Raw genomic sequence first — 19,834 nt, forward strand, 5'->3', positions numbered from 1 at the left:
CAAGATGGTCACTCTGATGATTCCCTCGTAGAAAGCAATTCAAGAATTCTTTCTAAATCTTCATTCGAGAGGAATTCAATCTCAATTTTCCCTTTTTTCTTCTGTTTCTTGATCGTCACTGAAGTACCAAAGTAGTTTTGTAAGAAAGACTCTCTTTCTTTCAACACTCGATCCTTTGGTGCTTCTTTTTTCTTTGTTTCACGTGGAACATTTTCGTTTAACTGCTGAACAAGTTTCTCAACCTGTCGTACGTTTAACCCCTCATCCACGATTTTCTTTACCAAAGGCGCCAGCTTCTTTTTGTTCTTTAAGCTGAGCAATGTGCGGCCATGTCCCATTGATAACGTTCCATTTGCAATCAGCTTTTGGATGTCATCCGGTAAAGTCAACAGACGGAGATGGTTCGCAATATGCGGTCTGCTTTTCCCTAATCGCTTCGCTAATTCCTCTTGCGTCACACTTAGATGATCCAGCAAGGAAGCATATGCTTCCGCTTCCTCTAGTGGAGAGAGATCCTCACGCTGCAGGTTTTCTAAGAGGGCAATTTCTCTCATCAGTGTTTCTGAAAACTCTCGAACGATTGCAGGAATTGTTGTCAGACCAGCTTGTTGTGCTGCGCGGAAACGGCGTTCTCCTGCTACTATGTCATATCCTTTAATCGATTTACGAACAATGATCGGCTGTAAAACCCCGTGCTGCTGAATCGATTCTTTCAGATCAGACAATGCATCATCATCAAACGTTTTCCTTGGTTGATACGGATTCGGACGCAAATCCTTTAATTTGATTTCTTCAACCGTTTCTTCATTTGAGTCTACATTGTTAAATAGTGCATTAATACCCTTTCCAAGACCTTTAGCCATTCGCATCCACTTCCTTTGCTAAGTCTAAATAGACATCTGCACCTCTTGAACGTGGATCATACAAGATAATCGGCTTTCCATGACTAGGCGCTTCACTCAGCCTCACATTTCTCGGAATGACGGTTTGATAGACTTTATCTCTAAAGTACTTCTTCACTTCTTCGATTACCTGAATCCCAAGGTTTGTTCGGGCATCAAGCATTGTCAGCAAGACACCTTCAATGGCAAGATCGGTATTTAAATGTTTCTGCACGAGACGAACTGTGTTTAACAATTGGCTCAATCCTTCAAGCGCATAATATTCGCACTGAACTGGTATTAAAACGGAATCGGATGCAGTTAACGCATTAATCGTCAGCAGTCCAAGTGATGGCGGGCAGTCAATAATCATATAATCATAATTCTGCTTAACAGATTCAAGTGCTCTCTTCAGCCTCACTTCCCGTGAGATTGTAGGCACAAGCTCTATTTCAGCCCCTGCAAGCTGTATTGTCGCAGGAATGACATCAAGATTTTCGACCTCTGTCGTCTTAATCACATCAAGAACATCTGCATCATCAACTAAAATATCGTACACACACTTTTCTACGTCGGCCTTCTCAATCCCAATACCACTCGTGGCATTGCCCTGCGGATCAATATCAACCAGCAACACTCGTTTGCCTATGTATGCTAAACACGCACCCAAATTAACAGAAGTTGTCGTCTTCCCGACGCCGCCCTTCTGGTTGGTAATCGCTATGATTTTCCCCACGATGTCACCCACTTTCAACTTAACAAGTTTCTCATTCATTCATACTTTCTATTCTATCAAAAAAAGTATGAAACGTTTGCTTTTTTTGTTTCCCTATTATAAATTCGTCGGTGAATGTACCTTTTCGTACATAAAAGGACGAATGAAAACGCATCGGAAAAGTATATTGATATATCTTTTTGGATGCCTGAATTCAATTGTACGACATTTGCTCACAAGGCTAGGTTATTGTTTGTTCACAAGTCATAGTTCTTCGGATCAGCTTCAGCAATCATCAAGTGGATCGTTCCCTCTTGGTGCGAATGCTGTACAGTCACTTCTTTAGACATACCGCTTTGTTTCATCATGATTTTATCATTTCATTTGCAAAAGCAAACAGTAAATAACAAATGATAACAAAATGATAATAAAAAGGTTTACAAAAAAAGCTGACGAGTGGCGCTCATCAGCTTTTTTCTATTTAGGAATTCGAATCGTTAATTGGATATATTCCTCAAACTCTTCTTCCTCGGTATTTATTTTAAGTCCGCTGTCTTCTACCATGTGGAGAGACTGACGAATGGTATTCATCGCAATTCGTGTATCACGACTAAACGCCTTACGTTTTGGCTTCGGTTTGCGATCCGTTTTTTGTTCAAGCATCTTCACTACACGCTCTTCAGTCTGTTTCACATTCAACTGCTTTTCGATGATTTCCTGCAATAGCGCGATTTGTAATTCTGGAAGCTTTAGGGGCACAAGTGAACGTGCATGCCTTTCAGAGATTTTTTTCTCTAAAATGGCTTGTTGTACCTCTTCAGGCAACTTTAAAAGTCTTAATTTATTTGCAACAGTTGATTGTCCCTTGCCTAAACGCTGAGCAAGCGCCTCTTGTGTTAAATCATGAAGCTCTAAAAGACGTGCATAAGCATGAGCCTCTTCAATAGAAGACAGCTCTTCTCTTTGCAAATTTTCAATCAATGCCACAGATGCCGTTTCCGTATCAGTAAAATCTTTTATAATAGCGGGGATTTTCTCCCATTGAAGAGTCTGTACCGCCCTCCAACGTCTTTCGCCGGCGATCAGTTCATATTTTCCTTCTTCTTCTGTTGGTCTAACAACAATCGGTTGGATAATGCCATGGGTATGAATCGTCGTGGCCAGCTCTTGTATCTTTTCTTCTGAAAAAATGGTGCGTGGCTGAAAACGGTTTGGCATAATTGTGTCGACCGGGAGCTCCTGTATCTCTTCCTTTAATGTATCATGCTCAGCAATCTCTGCCTCTATTTCGGTTTCACGCTCAGGATGTTCTTTGTCTCCAAGCCCGAAGAAGCGTGAGAGTGAATGCTTCATGAACCTACACCACCTTTAAAAACTACCTTTTTATAATTCTATTTTCTCATGTTTTTTCCTTCTGTAAAATCATAAATATTGAAGAAAAACCGACCTTTTACATGATCAACCTTCTATTGGTGATTTATTAGGTGTTCCTGGTTTTCTAGGATATTTTTTTGGTGTTTGCTTTTTCTTTTCAATGACAATGATGTTCCGTTCGCTTTCTTCTAAAGGAAGAACAAAGGAATGCTTTTCAACAACCTCTCCTCCGAGAACTGTGACAGCTTTTTTCCCTGCTTGCATTTCTTCATCAGCGGCAGATGCTTTTAAAGCAACAAACAATCCTTCCTTTTTCACTAGAGGCAGACATAGTTCGCTCAAGACGGATAAACGTGCAACTGCTCTAGCAGTGACAAGATCATAGCTTTCACGCTTTTCCTTACGTTGTCCAAACGTTTCCGCACGATCATGATAAAAAGTAGTATCTTGTAAGTTTAATCCTTTTGCTAACTCATTGAGAAACGTAATTCGTTTCTGAAGAGAATCAACAATGGTCACATGTAGATGAGGGAAACAAATTTTAAGAGGAATGCTTGGAAAACCAGCACCAGCTCCAATATCGCAAATCGTCGTCACTTTGTGAAAATCAATAAAAAATGCTGCTGATATTGAATCATAAAAATGCTTTAAATACACTTCTTCCTTTTCAGTAATGGACGTTAAATTCATTTTCTCGTTCCATTCTACAAGCATGCGGAAGTAGGTTTCAAATTGTTCAAGCTGCACAGGAGAAAGAGTGATCCCTTTCTCCTCTAGTGCTGCTGTAAATTGTTCAATGTTCATGCCGACATCCTTTCTATTCTGCTATCTTCGCAATACGCCCCTGCTCTAAATATACTAAAAGGATAGAAATATCAGCAGGGTTAACGCCTGAAATACGAGAAGCCTGTGCAACAGAAAGCGGTCGGACTTCTTTCAGCTTTTGTTTCGCTTCAGTTGCAATCCCTTTGATGGCGTCATAATCAATACGATCAGGAATCTTTTTGTTCTCCATCTTTTTCAGTTTTTCAACTTGCTGGAGTGACTTTTCAATATAACCTTCGTATTTAATTTGAATCTCTACCTGCTCACACACATCAGAAGGAAGCGGTGTTTCAGCAGGAGCTAATTTCACAACAGATTCATAATTCATTTCCGGACGCTTCATTAAATCACTTGCACGAATGCCATCCTTCAACTCACTTCCACCGAGTGAACGAATAAATTCTTGAGTCTCTGCTGTAGGTTTAATGATGACAGAATATAAACGTTTTTTCTCTGCTTCAATGGCTTCTTTTTTCTGCTGGAATGCCTGGAATCTTTCTTCAGAAATTAATCCAATTTGATAGCCAAGTTCAGTTAATCTTAAATCAGCATTGTCATGACGTAGAAGTAGACGATACTCAGCACGTGATGTCAAGAGACGATATGGTTCATTTGTTCCTTTTGTGACAAGGTCATCGATGAGGACACCGATATATGCATCAGATCGGCTTAAAATGACTTCTTCTTTACCTAATGCTTTTCTTCCTGCATTAATACCTGCCATAATCCCTTGACCTGCTGCTTCCTCATAACCAGACGTACCATTAATTTGGCCGGCTGTATATAATCCGGAAATTTTCTTCGTCTCAAGTGTAGGCCACAACTGAGTAGGCACAATCGCATCATACTCGATAGCATAACCCGCTCTCATCATTTGAACATTCTCGAGTCCTGGGATGGTTGAAAGCATGCGCTGCTGTACATCCTCCGGAAGACTTGTAGACAATCCTTGAACATAAACTTCCTGCGTATTACGACCTTCTGGCTCTAAGAAAATTTGATGTCTAGGTTTATCATTGAAACGAACCACTTTATCTTCAATGGACGGGCAGTATCTAGGGCCAGTTCCTTTAATCATACCTGAATACATTGGAGAACGGTGAAGATTCTCATCAATAATTTGATGAGTCTCTAAACTCGTGTATGTTAACCAGCATGGCAGCTGGTCAGTAATATATTCAACCGTTTCATAGGAGAATGCCCGCGGGACATCATCACCTGGTTGAATTTCTGTTTTACTATAGTCAATCGAGTGGCTATTCACTCGAGGAGGCGTTCCTGTTTTAAAGCGAACCAAATCGAATCCTAGTTCTGCTAAATGATCCGATAATTTAATGGAAGGCTGCTGGTTATTTGGACCACTTGAATACGATAAGTCTCCTAAAATGATGCGGCCTTTTAAGAAAGTCCCTGTCGTTAATACAACAGACTTTGCACGATAGTTCGCCCCTGTTTGAGTAACAACACCCTTACATTCATCATCTTCTACAATTAAATGATCTACCATACCTTGCAGCATTGTCAGGTTTGGTTCATTTTCCATTGTTTTTTTCATTTCATGCTGATATTGGAACTTATCTGCTTGCGCTCTTAACGCACGGACAGCAGGTCCTTTCCCCGTATTCAGCATGCGCATTTGAATATGCGTCTTATCTATATTTCGTGCCATTTCTCCGCCTAGAGCATCAATTTCTCTGACGACAATCCCTTTTGCGGGGCCGCCTACGGACGGATTACATGGCATAAAAGCAACCATATCGAGGTTGATAGTCAATACAAGTGTTTTGGCGCCCTGTCTTGCAGAAGCAAGAGCAGCCTCAACTCCAGCATGACCGGCACCCACGACGATTACGTCATAATTGCCAGCTTCATAACCCATTTCTTATGTTCCTCCCTTTACTTTCCTAAACAGAATTGAGAGAATAACTGATCAATCAAGCTTTCATGAACAGCATCCCCAATAATTTCACCCAGCTGTTCCCAGCAGCGTGTTAAATCTATTTGAACTATGTCGATCGGTACGTCCATTTCAATTCCTTCAAGAGCATCCTCAATGGATTGTTTTGCTGCCTGAAGAAGGGCAATATGCCTTGTGTTACTTACATACGTTAAATCTCCACTTTCAATTGATCCCGTGAAGAATAATGATTGAATCGCCATTTCGAGCTCATCAATCCCCTTTTCTTGTAATAATGATGTAGTAACCACCGGACGATCCTTCGCTAACTGCTTGACCTTTTCGATATCAAGCTTAGGCTCAAGATCTGTCTTATTCACGATCACGATGATATCCATGCCTGAGACGGCCTCAAATAGTTTGATATCCTCTTCTGACAATTCCTCGCTATAATTGAGCACAAGTAAAATCAGGTCAGCTTCTTTTAAGACCTGTCTAGATCGTTCAACCCCTATACGCTCAACAATGTCCTCCGTCTCACGTATACCCGCAGTATCGACTAAACGAAGCGGTACACCTCTAACATTTACATACTCCTCAATGACATCTCTCGTTGTGCCAGGAATATCCGTTACAATCGCTTTTGTTTCCTGTACAAGACTATTCAACAAGGAAGACTTCCCAACATTCGGTCTTCCAATAATGACAGTGGATAAGCCCTCGCGAAGTATTTTCCCCTGCTGAGAAGTCGTTAGCAGTGACTCAATTTCCTTTTTCACTGATGTTGCCTTTTCAACTAAAACTCGATGCGTCATTTCTTCAACATCGTCATACTCAGGATAGTCAATATTGACTTCAACATGAGCCAGAGTTTCCAATATCTCATCGCGAAGTCGTTTAATCAAACCGGAGAGTCGTCCCTCCATTTGAGTAATCGCTACATTCATCGCACGATCTGTCTTTGCACGAATCAAATCCATTACCGCTTCAGCCTGTGAAAGATCAATTCTTCCATTTAAGAAAGCTCGTTTTGTAAACTCACCTGGCTCCGCTAATCTTGCCCCTTCTCTTAAAGCAAGCTGCAGTACTTTATTGACCGTTACAATTCCGCCATGGCAGTTAATCTCAATAACGTCTTCTCTCGTAAATGTTTTTGGTGCTCTTAATACTGACACCATGACCTCTTCTATGACTTGCTCAGTGCTAGAGTCCACAATATGACCATAATGAATCGTATGTGAATCCACCGATACAAGTTTTTTCTCCTTGGGACCTTTATACATCCGATCAGCAATCTGTACCGCATCAGGCCCGCTTAAACGAATAATCGCAATTGCTCCTTCACCCATCGGTGTAGAAATTGCTGCAATTGTATCCATCACTCATTCACCTCTTTCTCTACACTTAATAAACAGTCTGTTATCTATTAAATGGACATTGTCCATCTCTATATCAAAAACGCTTAATCCAAAATTTAAAGATACCATAAATGAAAGCGAAGTGAAAGTATCCCATATCTAATTATCCACAGCTTTGCATCTTATCTATTTTAACACTTAACTTATCCACATGTGAATAACGACGTTTGAAACTTGTCTTCACATCTTACACCTAAATCCAATAAATTTAAACGCCCTGATCCCTATACTTACTTGTTAAATTGGCGTTTTGCACCCATATCACACACTCATTTTTTAGAAATAAAGGATAAATCCTCTATAAAAAGCAATTTTTCAATAAAAAAAGACTAAAATCCAGCTTTGCCGAATCTTAGTCTTTCTGCTATTTTTTATACAGCACCACAACATGACGTTTGCTGCCTGTATCTTCAGATGCCGTTGCAAGTTCTTTAGAGAATGCAGCAATCGCATCATGAACAATTTTTCGTTCATTCGAAGGCATTGGTTCTAAATGAACCTTTCTCTTCGTTTTTAAAACCCGATTTGCTGTTTTGACTGCATATTGTTCAAGTGCTTCTTGTCGTTTCTTCCTATAATCGCCAATATCAATTGTTATATGATGATACTGATCAGAATAACGATTAAACACTAGCTGTACCAACGTTTCTAAAGAGTACAGTGTTTGGCCTCTTTTTCCAATCATTAATGACGTTTTATCTCCATCAATGTGGTAAGAAATCTTTTTCGGTTCCTGTTTGGAAATAATCTTTGCTTTAGGATCAATAGACTTAACAATTTTATCTAAATACTGTGTAGCTAATTTAAATGCATTTATCTTTTCTACTAACTTGACCACAGCTTGTCTTTTACCAAATAATCCTAAAAACCCTTTATTTCCTTCATCTACTACTGTGATTTCTACTTCTTCTTGTAGTAGCTGAATTTGTTTAAGTCCGGAATCTACTGCTTCTTCGATTGTACGACCGACAGCAGTTATTTCCTTCATTTTTTATTCCCGCCAGCTTTTTCTTTTGTATCAACTTTTACTTGAGGTGTTTTAATCACCAATGTTTGAATGATCATGAAAATGTTACCTACAACCCAGTACAATGAAAGTGCTGCTGGGAAACTAATTGCAAACACAACGATCATAATCGGCATCACCCATAGCATGATAGCCATTTGAGGGTTGTCCGAAGGATTTCCAGCCATCATCAGCTTTTGCTGAATGAAAGTAGCTACACCCGCAATAATCGGTAATAGGAACAATGGATCTGGGCTGCCTAAGTCAAACCATAAGAATGTATGCTTTTTAATTTCTGCTGTTCTCATAATTGCATGATAGAAACCAATAAGGATTGGCATTTGAATTAAAATTGGGAAACAGCCTGCTAATGGATTGACGCCATTTTTTTGAAAAAGAGCCATTGTTTCCTGCTGAAGCTGCTGCTGTGTTTTTTGATCTTTAGAGCTATATTTTTCACGCAGCTTTTTCAATTCAGGCTGTAATGCTTGCATCGCTTTTGTACTTCTTAACTGTTTAATCATTAATGGTAAAATAAGCAAGCGAATTAATAGTGTCACAATAATAATCGCTACACCATAGTTTTCACCAGTTAAGTTTGCCATGTACGTGATTAATTGAGATAGCGGGTAAACAATATAAGAATTCCAGAATCCCTTACTATCTGATGTAATTGGTTCATTGATCTGTGTACATCCTGCCAATAAAACCAATACGCCAATCAAGCTAAATATTAGTAATAATCGCCTTTTCAACAAGATTCCTCCCATTACTTCAAACTTTATTTAAGTTGGAATTGATTAAGAAAGTGACTCACCTAATCAGTATGGTAACATTTTTTCTTTGCAAAGTGGTGGTTTCATTTTAATTCACTAGATGAAGGAAGCGCTTTTAAAAATTGATTCAACGAAAGTTTCTATTACGAAGACTTTTTCGGTTGTTGTTGATAAACAGCGGATTTTCTAAATAAATGTTGGAGAGACTTCTTTGTTTCTTCAAAGGTCAATTCACTCGCTGGTTTTCGTGCAATGACAATGTAGTCTTTTTCTTGCTTTAACTTATGGCCTTCCTCTAAAAACACCTGACGGATCAGACGTTTTATTCGGTTTCTAATCACTGCATTACCAATCTTCTTACTGACAGACAATCCTAGACGCAGTTCAACTTGATTTGGCTGATCCAGCTGGTAAATAACGAATTGGCGATTTGCCATTGATTGACCTTTTTTGAACACCTTTTGAAACTCTTCATTTTTTTTTAGCCTGTTTCGCTTCTTCATGTTTTCTTCCACTCCGATAAAAACTGACAGTTCATTTACGATTTTATGTAAAAAAGACCACTGACATTATTCAGTGGCCTAAGCTGATAATTTTTTTCTACCTTTGCTGCGGCGTCGCTTTAAAACTAGACGTCCGTTTTTAGTACTCATACGGCTGCGGAAGCCATGAACTTTACTACGCTTACGGTTATTTGGTTGAAACGTTCTTTTCATTTATGACACCTCCCTGAGGAATAGCTGTTTAAGACAGTCTAACTCATTATATTTGTGTAACCCATCGATTGTCAATATCAATGATAAAACTCTTATTATCAACCTTATAAGCATAACATAAGTTATCAAACGAAGAAACCTTCTTTTTTAGTTTCCAGCATTTTATTCTTTTTTTCCTCCTAAAAGACCTTCAAAACAAGAATGTGGATATTTTTCCGGCATATTTAGACTATCCACACCCATTATCGACATTTTTTTCACACAAATAACCGATGTGGATAATTATTTTTCAACAGGATGTAAAGTGTGTGGATAAGTTTGTGACACCCATTGCACCATCTTGTTTATTTTGATATTATATTTGTGTTTTAACTCTTAATTACTTATCTGGCCCATTTATATTATCCACAATTTGTGGATAACCTGTGGAAAGTTATTACACAGCCTGTTGAATTGTTTATCCACAGCTTGTGTAATTTGTCGAAAAGACGTTTTTCTACTATATTAATTGTTTTCAACAATGTATGTGCACGAATGGTGATGACCATTTGCTCTTTTTCGTGTTCTATAACAGTTTGATACTGGTCATTTTAAAAAGAAAAGGAGGGGGGAGAAGCCTTATGGAAAATATTTTGGATCTGTGGAATAAAGCACTTCAAAAAATAGAGACAAAATTGAGCAAACCCAGTTTTGAGACATGGATGAAATCGACAAAAGCCCATTCTCTTCAGGGAGATACGCTTACAATTACGGCACCTAATGAATTTGCTAGAGATTGGCTAGAGTCAAGATATCTTCACTTAATTGCTGATACCATCTATGAACTAACAGGTGAAGAGCTCAGCATTAAATTTATTATTCCTCAAAATCAGGATGAAGAGGAAGCCATGCCAAAGTCTCCTATCAAAAAAATGTCTAAAGAAGAGCCCGTTGACATTCCACAAAATATGCTGAATCCAAAATATACATTTGATACTTTTGTTATTGGTTCAGGCAACCGTTTTGCTCATGCCGCTTCACTTGCAGTCGCGGAAGCACCAGCAAAAGCATATAACCCGCTTTTTATTTATGGGGGCGTTGGTTTAGGAAAGACTCACTTGATGCATGCGATTGGTCATTACGTGATCGACCATAATCCATCAGCCAAAGTGGTCTATCTATCATCTGAAAAATTTACTAATGAATTTATCAACTCAATCCGAGATAACAAAGCTGTCGACTTCCGTAATCGCTATCGGAATGTAGATGTGCTTTTGATAGATGATATTCAATTTTTAGCAGGAAAAGAACAAACACAAGAAGAGTTTTTCCATACATTCAACACACTTCACGAAGAAAGTAAGCAAATCGTCATTTCTAGTGACCGGCCTCCGAAGGAAATTCCGACACTTGAAGACAGATTACGCTCTCGATTTGAATGGGGCTTAATTACAGACATTACCCCGCCAGATCTAGAAACGCGTATCGCGATCCTGCGAAAAAAAGCAAAGGCAGAAGGCTTAGACATTCCAAATGAAGTCATGCTGTACATTGCCAATCAAATCGACAGCAACATTCGTGAGCTGGAGGGTGCTTTGATTCGTGTCGTTGCTTACTCATCTTTAATTAATAAAGATATTAATGCAGATCTAGCAGCTGAGGCGCTAAAGGACATCATTCCTTCATCAAAGCCTAAGGTCATTACAATTAAAGATATTCAAAGAATTGTAGGGCAGCAATTTAATATTCGATTAGAGGATTTCAAAGCAAAGAAACGTACAAAGTCAGTTGCTTATCCAAGACAAATTGCCATGTACCTCTCTAGAGAAATGACCGATTCCTCTCTGCCTAAAATCGGAGAAGAATTTGGCGGTCGTGATCATACGACTGTCATTCATGCTCATGAGAAGATTTCGAAATTAATTGTTGAAGATGAACAGCTTCAGCAGCATGTCAAAGAGATCAAAGAACAATTAAAATAACTAAGCTGATATAATGAGTACGGGAAAATGTGAATAACTAGAGCATAGTCATACACAGTCTGTCCACATGTGGATAGGCTGTCTTTCCTTTCTTTTTCTCGACTTATCCACATATTCACAAGCCCTACTATTACTTCTACGATTTTTATTAATAAAATATATATACATGTCATTAAGAAAATTTAGGAGGACCACTATGAAATTCACGATTCAAAAAGATCGTCTTGTCCAAAGTGTCCAAGATGTATTAAAGGCCGTATCCTCTAGAACAACGATTCCTATTTTGACAGGGATTAAAATTGTTGCGTCTGATGAAGGGGTTTCTCTAACAGGAAGCGATTCTGATATCTCAATTGAATCTTTCATTCCTCAAAGAGATGGAGATTTAGAGGTTATCACCATTGATCGTCCGGGAAGTATTGTGCTTCAAGCCCGCTTCTTTAGTGAAATTGTAAAGAAACTGCCTATGTCTACTGTCGAAATTGAAGTAGAACAAAATCACCTGACGATCATCCGCTCTGGTTCAGCGGAATTTAACTTAAACGGCTTAGATGCTGAAGAATATCCGCATCTTCCACAAATTGAAGAGCATCATGCATTTCAAATTCCGACAGATCTGCTTAAAAACTTAATTCGTCAAACTGTTTTTGCAGTGTCCACCTCAGAAACACGACCTATCTTGACAGGTGTAAACTGGAAGGTAGAAAAAGGTGAATTAATATGCACAGCAACGGATAGCCACCGTCTTGCATTAAGAAAAGCGAAGTTAGATATTAACGAGGAAAGTTCGTATAATGTCGTGATTCCAGGGAAGAGTTTAACTGAGCTAAGTAAAATTCTTGATGATGGACAAGATCTTGTGAGCATCGTCATTACAGAAACCCAAGTTCTTTTTAAAGCACAAAACGTGCTGTTCTTCTCAAGGTTGCTGGATGGAAATTATCCAGATACAGCCCGTCTGATCCCGCAAGAAAGTAAAACGGATGTCGTGGTCAACACGAAAGAGTTCCTTCAAGCCATTGATCGTGCATCACTTTTGGCAAGAGAAGGACGTAATAATGTCGTGAAACTGTCAGCTGATCCTGAACAAAGCCTTGAAATCTCTTCTAATTCGCCTGAGATCGGTAAAGTGGTGGAGACGGTTCAAGCAGATGACATTAAAGGGGAAGATCTTAAAATCTCCTTCAGTCCAAAATATATGCTGGATGCGTTAAAAGTATTAGAGGGAACAGATATTCATGTAAGCTTCACTGGTGCAATGAGACCGTTCCTGCTGCGTACGCCGAATGATGATTCTATCTTGCAATTGATTCTTCCGGTAAGAACGTATTAATTCAATCTAAAATGGCTGCTGTGTGAGTGCACAGCAGCTTTTCTTCTCGTTTTCCATGCTTTCTTTCATCCCAGTTCGCTTTCCCCCTTTCCTTCTTGTCTTGTTTTTTAGTACAATTAGATATTAGTGATATTGAAAGAGGTCGATACAATGCCTAATCTTATAACCATTGAAACAGAAATGATTACATTAGGGCAGTTTTTGAAATTAGCCGAAGTCATCCAATCTGGCGGAATGGCGAAATGGTTTTTAAGTGAACATGAGGTGTTCATTAATCAAGAGCCAGATAATAGACGGGGACGCAAACTATACCCAGGAGATGTTGTCGAGATTGAAGGTTACGGCACATTTCAAGTTGTGAATTAGAAACGGGTGACAATACATGTACATTCAAAGTCTGGCGTTAACTTCATACCGAAACTATGAACACACCGAGCTTCAATTCGACAATAAGGTGAATGTCATGATCGGTGAGAATGCCCAAGGTAAAACGAACTTGATGGAAGCGATCTATGTATTGTCGATGGCAAAGTCTCATCGTACGTCAAATGATAAAGAACTTATCCGATGGGACCAAGACTATGCTAAAATAGAAGGTAGAGTCATTAAAAAAAATGGTCCACTCCCAATGCAGCTCGTGATCTCAAAAAAAGGGAAAAAGGGCAAGGTCAATCACATTGAACAACAGAAGCTCAGTCATTATGTTGGTGCGTTAAACACCATTATGTTTGCGCCAGAGGACTTAAGTCTTGTGAAGGGCAGCCCGCAAATCCGCAGAAGATTCCTCGACATGGAGATTGGACAAGTTTCTGCTGTCTACTTGCATGATTTATCGCTCTATCAAAAAATCCTCTCTCAGCGGAATCATTACTTGAAACAATTGCAGACAAGAAAGCAAACGGATCAAGCGATGCTGGAGATTTTAACAGAGCAGTTGATTGATGCGGCAGCGAAAGTGGTCAAAAGACGACTGACTTTTACGAAACAGCTCGAAAAATGGGCGCAGCCGCTGCATTTTGGGATTTCTAGAGAGCTAGAAACACTTACGCTCCAATACCAGACGGCAATAGAGGTATCAGAAGCGTCAGACTTGTCGAAAATAAAGAATAGCTATGAAGAATCGTTTCAGAAACTAAGAGAGAGAGAAATCGACCGAGGGGTGACACTGTGGGGACCTCACAGAGATGACCTGCTTTTCTTTGTGAATGGTCGGGATGTTCAGACATATGGCTCTCAAGGGCAGCAAAGAACAACAGCTCTTTCACTAAAGCTGGCAGAAATTGATCTGATACATGAAGAAATCGGAGAATATCCTATTCTTCTACTTGATGATGTGTTATCTGAACTTGATGATTACAGACAGTCTCATTTGCTCCATACCATTCAGGGACGTGTACAGACCTTCGTCACCACAACAAGTGTTGAAGGCATTGATCACGCCACCCTGAAAGAAGCGGAAATTTTCAGAGTAGCCAGTGGAAAAGTAATTGACTGATAAATGAGGTGTGAGTCTTGTATATTCATTTAGGTGATGATTGTGTTGTTTCTACACGAGAGATTGTCGCAATTGTTGATTACAAAATGAGGTCGTCTTCTGTTGTAGAAGAATTTCTACAAAAACAAGAGAAACATATCATTTCGTTATCACAAGGGACACCCAAATCCATTGTCGTCACAACTGAATCTGTTTATTACTCTCCTCTTTCCTCAAGCACGCTCAAAAAACGTGCTTCGTTTGTGGTTGAAATTGAAGTCTAAAAACTCAATTCATATAAATATATCGTTTAAGAAAAGTGTAGGTGAATGTACGTGGCAATGGAACAGCAACATAATAGTTATGATGAAAATCAGATACAGGTGCTTGAAGGATTAGAAGCTGTTAGAAAACGTCCAGGAATGTACATTGGGTCAACCAATGCAAAAGGGCTTCACCATCTTGTATGGGAAATTGTCGACAACAGTATTGATGAGGCATTAGCTGGTTATTGTACAGACATTACAGTGCAAATTGAAAAAGATAACAGCATTACAGTAAAAGATAATGGCCGCGGGATTCCTGTTGGAATTCATGAGAAAATGGGGCGTCCTGCCGTAGAGGTCATTATGACTGTTCTTCACGCTGGCGGTAAATTTGACGGCAGCGGTTATAAAGTATCAGGCGGTCTGCATGGTGTAGGGGCATCTGTTGTAAATGCATTATCTACTACCTTAGACGTGACTGTATACCGTGACGGGAAAATCCATTATCAGCAGTTCAAACGCGGCGTTCCAGTGGGAGATTTAGAGGTTATTGGTGAAACTGATGTAACCGGGACAACCACTCACTTTGTGCCAGATCCAGAAATTTTCACGGAAACCATTGAATTTGATTACGATACACTTGCTAACCGTGTTCGTGAGTTAGCCTTCTTAACAAAAGGTGTAAACATCATCATAGAAGACTTGCGTGAAGGCAAAGAGCGGAGAAATGAATACTGCTACGAAGGCGGTATTAAGAGCTATGTAGAACATTTAAACCGCTCAAAAGAAGTCGTTCATGAAGAGCCTGTGTACATCGAAGGTGAGAAAGACGGAATCACGGTTGAAGTAGCATTACAATATAACGATTCCTATACAAGCAATATCTATTCCTTCGCCAACAATATCAACACGTATGAAGGCGGAACACATGAAGCTGGTTTTAAAACCGGTCTAACGCGTGTCATCAATGACTATGCTCGTAAAAATGGCGTATTCAAGGATGGGGATGCGAATTTAAGTGGTGAAGATGTGCGAGAAGGCTTAACAGCCATTATCTCCATCAAACATCCAGACCCTCAATTCGAAGGACAAACGAAGACAAAGCTTGGGAACTCAGAAGCGAGAACCATCACAGACTCCCTTTTCTCTGAAGCACTTGAGAAATTCTTGCTTGAAAATCCTGATTCTGCGAAAAAAATTGTGGAAAAAGGACTGATGGCGGCTCGTGCAAGAATGGCTGCCAAAAAGGCTCGTGAGCTGACAAGACGTAAAAGTGCACTGGAAGTCTCCAGCTTACCTGGGAAACTAGCGGACTGTTCTTCTAAAGATCCTTCCATCTCTGAACTCTATATTGTAGAGGGAGATTCTGCGGGCGGATCTGCTAAGCAGGGCCGTGATCGCCACTTCCAAGCGATCTTACCGTTAAGAGGGAAGATCCTAAACGTAGAAAAAGCTCGTTTAGATAAAATTTTATCGAACAACGAGGTTCGTTCAATGATTACAGCGTTAGGAACTGGAATCGGAGAAGACTTTACTTTAGAGAAAGCACGCTATCACAAAATTGTGATCATGACAGATGCCGATGTGGATGGAGCACACATTCGAACGCTGCTCTTAACATTCTTCTATCGCTACATGCGTGAAATCATTGAAAACGGTTATGTGTATATTGCGCAGCCGCCTTTATATAAAGTGCAGCAAGGAAAACGTGTGGAGTACGTGTATAACGATAAACAGCTGGATGAGCTGTTAAAATCACTTCCTCAAACACCAAAGCCTGGACTTCAGCGTTATAAAGGTCTTGGAGAAATGAATGCTGCTCAGCTTTGGGAAACAACAATGGACCCTGATGCGAGAACACTTCTTCAAGTCACACTTGAGGATGCGATCGATGCTGATGAGACATTTGAAATGCTGATGGGAGATAAAGTAGAACCGAGACGAAACTTTATCGAAGAAAATGCGCAATACGTGAAAAACCTTGATATTTAGATAGATCCCTCCTGAGAACAACCTTATTTCTTGTTTGGAATAAGGTTGTTTTTCAAGAAATAGGGGCGTGTAACGAATGTCCTGGTTTTCCGTGTTTTCGTTGATTTTCTAGTAAATAAATGTGTATAAAGCCGAGATTATTGATATAATGGAGAATAGTCTTGTGAAGATAAATACATATTTTACTCCCACATAATTTATTTCATGTGATACGTAAAGGGAGGTTCTTATAGTGAGTGAACAACATACACCAAATGTACGCGAAGTAAATATTAGTCAAGAAATGCGTACGTCCTTTTTAGATTATGCAATGAGTGTTATTGTTTCGCGTGCATTACCAGATGTGCGAGACGGATTGAAGCCCGTGCATCGAAGAATTTTGTATGCGATGAATGACCTAGGTATGACAAGTGATAAACCATTTAAGAAATCTGCACGTATCGTTGGGGAAGTTATCGGTAAGTACCACCCTCACGGTGACAGCGCTGTATACGAAGCGATGGTTCGTATGGCGCAAGACTTCAACTATCGAAATATGCTGGTTGAAGGTCACGGAAACTTTGGTTCTGTCGATGGAGACGGTGCAGCGGCAATGCGTTATACTGAGGCGCGTCTATCTAAAATTTCAATGGAAATCCTGCGTGATATCACCAAGGATACGATTGATTATCAAGATAACTACGATGGCAGTGAAAGAGAACCAATCGTCATGCCTGCTCGTTTCCCGAACTTATTAGTCAACGGGGCAACAGGTATCGCTGTAGGGATGGCAACAAACATTCCGCCTCACCAGCTAGGTGAAGTGATTGATGGGGTACTGGCGATAAGTCAAAACCCAGAAATGACTACACAGGAACTAATGGAGATCATTCCAGGACCAGACTTCCCAACTGCGGGACAAATCATTGGCCGAAGCGGAATCCGCAAAGCATATGAAACAGGCCGAGGTTCTATTACATTACGTGCAAAGTCTATCATCGAAGAAACATCCAGCGGTAAGCAGCGGATTGTCATCAATGAAATTCCATATCAGGTCAACAAAGCACGTTTGATCGAAAAAATCGCTGATCTTGTGCGCGATAAAAAGATCGATGGCATTACAGATCTCCGTGACGAGTCTGATCGTAATGGAATGCGGATCGTGATTGAACTGCGAAGAGACGCGAACGCCCACGTTCTATTAAACAATCTTTATAAACAAACGACACTTCAAACGTCATTTGGGATCAACTTATTGGCACTAGTTGATGGACAGCCGAAAGTCTTGTCCCTCAAACAATGTCTTGAATATTATTTAGAGCATCAAAAAGTGATTATTCGCAGAAGAACAGCATATGAACTTCGTAAAGCCGAAGCAAGAGCTCATATTCTAGAAGGTTTAAGAATCGCTCTTGACCACTTAGATGAAGTCATTGCATTAATTAGAAGCTCTCAAACTGCTGAAATCGCGAGAAATGGCTTAATGGAGAACTATAGCTTGTCCGAAAAACAAGCACAGGCCATTCTTGATATGCGTCTTCAGCGCTTAACTGGTTTGGAAAGAGAAAAGATAGAAGAAGAATACAAAGGACTTGTTGATTTGATTGCTGAGTTGAAAGCCATTTTAGCAGACAATGAAAAAGTTCTTGAAATCATTAGAGAAGAGTTAACAGAAATCAAAGAACGTTTCAATGATACGCGCCGTACTGAAATTGTGACAGCAGGTATTGAAACAATTGAAGACGAAGATTTGATTCCTGTTGAAAACATCGTGATTACGCTGACTCATAATGGTTATATCAAGCGTCTGCCTGCATCAACATACCGCAGTCAAAAAAGAGGCGGTAAAGGTGTTCAAGGGATGGGAACCAATGAGGATGATTTCGTAGAACAGCTGATTTCAACATCTACCCATGATACGATCCTCTTCTTCTCTAATAAAGGGAAGGTTTATCGTGCGAAGGGATATGAGATTCCTGAATTCGGACGGACAGCGAAAGGGATTCCGATTATTAACCTGCTTGAAGTAGAAAAGGGAGAGTGGATTAATGCCATTATTCCGGTAAGCGAATTTGATGAAGATTCGTATCTCTTCTTTACAACAAGACACGGTGTATCAAAACGAACGTCATTGTCTCAGTTTGCCAACATTCGAAACAATGGACTTATCGCATTAAGTCTTCGTGACGAAGATGAACTGATGGCTGTCCGTTTAACCAATGGAGAAAAACAAATCATCATTGGAACGAAAAAAGGTATGCTGATTCGTTTCGACGAGACAGATGTTCGTGAAATGGGGCGTACGGCAGCTGGCGTGAAAGGAATTACGCTTTCTGAAGATGACATCGTCGTTGGGATGGAAATCCTTGAGCCAGATGCAAACGTATTGATCGTCACCGAAAAAGGGTATGGTAAGTTAACACCTGAAAAAGAATACCGTGTTCAAAGTCGGGGCGGTAAAGGTCTTAAAACATGTAAAATCACTGACAACAACGGTCCGCTTGTCGCGGTGAAGGCGACGAATGCTGAAGCTGAAGAGGACTTGATGATTATTACAGGAAGCGGCGTGATCATTCGTATGGCCGTTTCAGATATTTCAACAACAGGTCGAGTCACTCAAGGTGTCCGCCTGATTCGTCTAGGTGATGATGAACATGTCGCTACAGTGGCATTAGTTGAACAATCACAAGAAGATGATGAAGAGAATAGTGAAGAAAACGTAGAAACTATAGAGTCAGATCAAGAGCAATCTGAGTAAAAATAAAGCCGGTTCTTTACCGGCTTTATTTTTTTTTTTTAAAACATGAGTTTTTTTTGAAATTTATAATGCTTTTTTCATAGATATGTGTTAATCTTTCAAAGGAGCAAAAAGAGGCTCTATTTTTTATCTCTTTTACAGTGGAAACTTCTTAAAAAAATAAAATGTTTTTCAAGAAAAATGTTGACTGTTGATAGAGATATATGATATATTTAAGTGGTCGCTTTGAGAGAGTGACACACAAGTTCTTTGAAAACTAAACAAGACAAAACGTACCTGTTAATTCGAGTTTTTATAAAAAAATCCTATGATACTTCATAGGTAGTCAGTCAAACTGGCGAAAAGCAAAACTTCGGTTTTGTACTTTTTCGGAGAGTTTGATCCTGGCTCAGGACGAACGCTGGCGGCGTGCCTAATACATGCAAGTCGAGCGGACAGAAGGGAGCTTGCTCCCGGATGTTAG

Annotated in this window: 17 protein-coding genes and 1 rRNA gene; 8 read left to right on the forward strand and 10 right to left on the reverse strand. The window is 39.8% G+C overall.

Annotated features, from left to right (window positions below; genetic code table 11):
* Window positions 1-8 precede the first annotated feature (8 nt).
* The 10 genes from EV579_RS17405 to rpmH all read right to left on the reverse strand — a co-directional run bounded on the left by EV579_RS17405 (window position 9) and on the right by rpmH (window position 9,608).
* Entirely contained in the window at window positions 9-863 is an 855-nt protein-coding gene (locus EV579_RS17405) for a ParB/RepB/Spo0J family partition protein (RefSeq protein ID WP_024424064.1), read from the reverse strand.
* Window positions 856-1,617, reverse strand: a complete 762-nt coding sequence (gene soj / locus EV579_RS17410) for a sporulation initiation inhibitor protein Soj (protein WP_008360890.1) — start codon at window positions 1,615-1,617, stop codon at window positions 856-858. The genes EV579_RS17405 and soj overlap by 8 nt, the downstream gene beginning before the upstream one ends.
* 456 nt (window positions 1,618-2,073) lie before the next feature.
* Window positions 2,074-2,949, reverse strand: a complete 876-nt coding sequence (gene noc, locus EV579_RS17415; protein ID WP_024424067.1) for a nucleoid occlusion protein — start codon at window positions 2,947-2,949, stop codon at window positions 2,074-2,076.
* A 105-nt stretch (window positions 2,950-3,054) separates the two neighbouring features.
* Complete coding sequence (gene rsmG / locus EV579_RS17420) at window positions 3,055-3,774, reverse strand: 16S rRNA (guanine(527)-N(7))-methyltransferase RsmG (RefSeq protein ID WP_024424068.1); 720 nt, start codon at window positions 3,772-3,774, stop codon at window positions 3,055-3,057.
* 13 nt (window positions 3,775-3,787) lie between these two features.
* Entirely contained in the window at window positions 3,788-5,674 is a 1,887-nt protein-coding gene (gene mnmG, locus EV579_RS17425; RefSeq protein WP_024427650.1) for a tRNA uridine-5-carboxymethylaminomethyl(34) synthesis enzyme MnmG, read from the reverse strand.
* A gap of 17 nt (window positions 5,675-5,691) precedes the next feature.
* Window positions 5,692-7,071 carry a tRNA uridine-5-carboxymethylaminomethyl(34) synthesis GTPase MnmE gene (gene mnmE, locus EV579_RS17430; RefSeq protein ID WP_133744942.1) on the reverse strand — a complete coding sequence of 460 codons (1,380 nt, stop codon included), beginning with the start codon at window positions 7,069-7,071 and terminating at the stop codon, window positions 5,692-5,694.
* Window positions 7,072-7,474: 403 nt separating this feature from the next.
* Window positions 7,475-8,098, reverse strand: coding sequence for an RNA-binding cell elongation regulator Jag/EloR (gene jag / locus EV579_RS17435; RefSeq protein ID WP_103132513.1), 624 nt, complete (start codon window positions 8,096-8,098; stop codon window positions 7,475-7,477).
* A complete protein-coding gene (spoIIIJ, locus tag EV579_RS17440; RefSeq protein WP_087976621.1) occupies window positions 8,095-8,877 on the reverse strand; it encodes a YidC family membrane integrase SpoIIIJ in 783 nt (260 codons plus the stop codon). Before spoIIIJ ends, jag begins: the two co-directional genes overlap by 4 nt.
* Window positions 8,878-9,035: 158 nt before the next feature.
* Window positions 9,036-9,395: a ribonuclease P protein component gene (rnpA, locus tag EV579_RS17445; RefSeq protein ID WP_024427652.1), complete on the reverse strand. Its 360-nt coding sequence runs from the start codon at window positions 9,393-9,395 to the stop codon at window positions 9,036-9,038.
* A 78-nt stretch (window positions 9,396-9,473) separates the two neighbouring features.
* Window positions 9,474-9,608 (reverse strand): 50S ribosomal protein L34, encoded by a 135-nt coding sequence (gene rpmH, locus EV579_RS17450; RefSeq protein ID WP_073208224.1) that lies wholly within the window; start codon window positions 9,606-9,608, stop codon window positions 9,474-9,476.
* A gap of 620 nt (window positions 9,609-10,228) precedes the next feature.
* Here rpmH and dnaA point away from each other — a divergent pair.
* The 8 genes from dnaA to EV579_RS17490 form a co-directional block, all read left to right on the forward strand.
* Window positions 10,229-11,569, forward strand: coding sequence for a chromosomal replication initiator protein DnaA (gene dnaA / locus EV579_RS17455; RefSeq protein ID WP_024424073.1), 1,341 nt, complete (start codon window positions 10,229-10,231; stop codon window positions 11,567-11,569).
* A 196-nt stretch (window positions 11,570-11,765) separates the two neighbouring features.
* The gene (gene dnaN, locus EV579_RS17460) at window positions 11,766-12,902 is read left to right on the forward strand and encodes a DNA polymerase III subunit beta (protein WP_024424074.1); all 1,137 of its coding nucleotides are present in this window, start codon (window positions 11,766-11,768) and stop codon (window positions 12,900-12,902) included.
* 150 nt (window positions 12,903-13,052) lie between these two features.
* A complete protein-coding gene (gene yaaA / locus EV579_RS17465) occupies window positions 13,053-13,268 on the forward strand; it encodes a S4 domain-containing protein YaaA (RefSeq protein WP_008360916.1) in 216 nt (71 codons plus the stop codon).
* Window positions 13,269-13,284: 16 nt separating this feature from the next.
* Entirely contained in the window at window positions 13,285-14,397 is a 1,113-nt protein-coding gene (gene recF / locus EV579_RS17470) for a DNA replication/repair protein RecF (RefSeq protein ID WP_024424075.1), read from the forward strand.
* A gap of 17 nt (window positions 14,398-14,414) precedes the next feature.
* The gene (gene remB, locus EV579_RS17475) at window positions 14,415-14,660 is read left to right on the forward strand and encodes an extracellular matrix regulator RemB (protein ID WP_056766786.1); all 246 of its coding nucleotides are present in this window, start codon (window positions 14,415-14,417) and stop codon (window positions 14,658-14,660) included.
* 57 nt (window positions 14,661-14,717) lie between these two features.
* A complete protein-coding gene (gene gyrB / locus EV579_RS17480) occupies window positions 14,718-16,634 on the forward strand; it encodes a DNA topoisomerase (ATP-hydrolyzing) subunit B (RefSeq protein WP_024424077.1) in 1,917 nt (638 codons plus the stop codon).
* A gap of 232 nt (window positions 16,635-16,866) precedes the next feature.
* The gene (gyrA, locus tag EV579_RS17485; protein WP_024424078.1) at window positions 16,867-19,371 is read left to right on the forward strand and encodes a DNA gyrase subunit A; all 2,505 of its coding nucleotides are present in this window, start codon (window positions 16,867-16,869) and stop codon (window positions 19,369-19,371) included.
* A gap of 365 nt (window positions 19,372-19,736) precedes the next feature.
* Window positions 19,737-19,834, forward strand: a 16S ribosomal RNA gene (locus EV579_RS17490); the annotation flags it as partial.

The sequence above is a fragment of the Bacillus sp. BK450 genome (genome assembly GCF_004364885.1).
Taxonomy (GTDB): Bacteria; Bacillota; Bacilli; order Bacillales; family Bacillaceae; genus Bacillus; species Bacillus safensis.

Bases quoted from the DNA above. Each gene is read 5' to 3' on its own strand.
- EV579_RS17405 (WP_024424064.1), bottom strand. From the start codon at position 863: ATGGCTAAAGGTCTTGGAAAGGGTATTAATGCACTATTTAACAATGTA.
- noc (WP_024424067.1), bottom strand. From the start codon at position 2,949: ATGAAGCATTCACTCTCACGCTTCTTCGGGCTTGGAGACAAAGAACAT.
- rsmG (WP_024424068.1), bottom strand. From the start codon at position 3,774: ATGAACATTGAACAATTTACAGCAGCACTAGAGGAGAAAGGGATCACT.
- mnmG (WP_024427650.1), bottom strand. From the start codon at position 5,674: ATGGGTTATGAAGCTGGCAATTATGACGTAATCGTCGTGGGTGCCGGT.
- mnmE (WP_133744942.1), bottom strand. From the start codon at position 7,071: ATGGATACAATTGCAGCAATTTCTACACCGATGGGTGAAGGAGCAATT.
- jag (WP_103132513.1), bottom strand. From the start codon at position 8,098: ATGAAGGAAATAACTGCTGTCGGTCGTACAATCGAAGAAGCAGTAGAT.
- rnpA (WP_024427652.1), bottom strand. From the start codon at position 9,395: ATGAAGAAGCGAAACAGGCTAAAAAAAAATGAAGAGTTTCAAAAGGTG.
- rpmH (WP_073208224.1), bottom strand. From the start codon at position 9,608: ATGAAAAGAACGTTTCAACCAAATAACCGTAAGCGTAGTAAAGTTCAT.
- dnaA (WP_024424073.1), top strand. From the start codon at position 10,229: ATGGAAAATATTTTGGATCTGTGGAATAAAGCACTTCAAAAAATAGAG.
- dnaN (WP_024424074.1), top strand. From the start codon at position 11,766: ATGAAATTCACGATTCAAAAAGATCGTCTTGTCCAAAGTGTCCAAGAT.
- yaaA (WP_008360916.1), top strand. From the start codon at position 13,053: ATGCCTAATCTTATAACCATTGAAACAGAAATGATTACATTAGGGCAG.
- recF (WP_024424075.1), top strand. From the start codon at position 13,285: ATGTACATTCAAAGTCTGGCGTTAACTTCATACCGAAACTATGAACAC.
- gyrB (WP_024424077.1), top strand. From the start codon at position 14,718: ATGGAACAGCAACATAATAGTTATGATGAAAATCAGATACAGGTGCTT.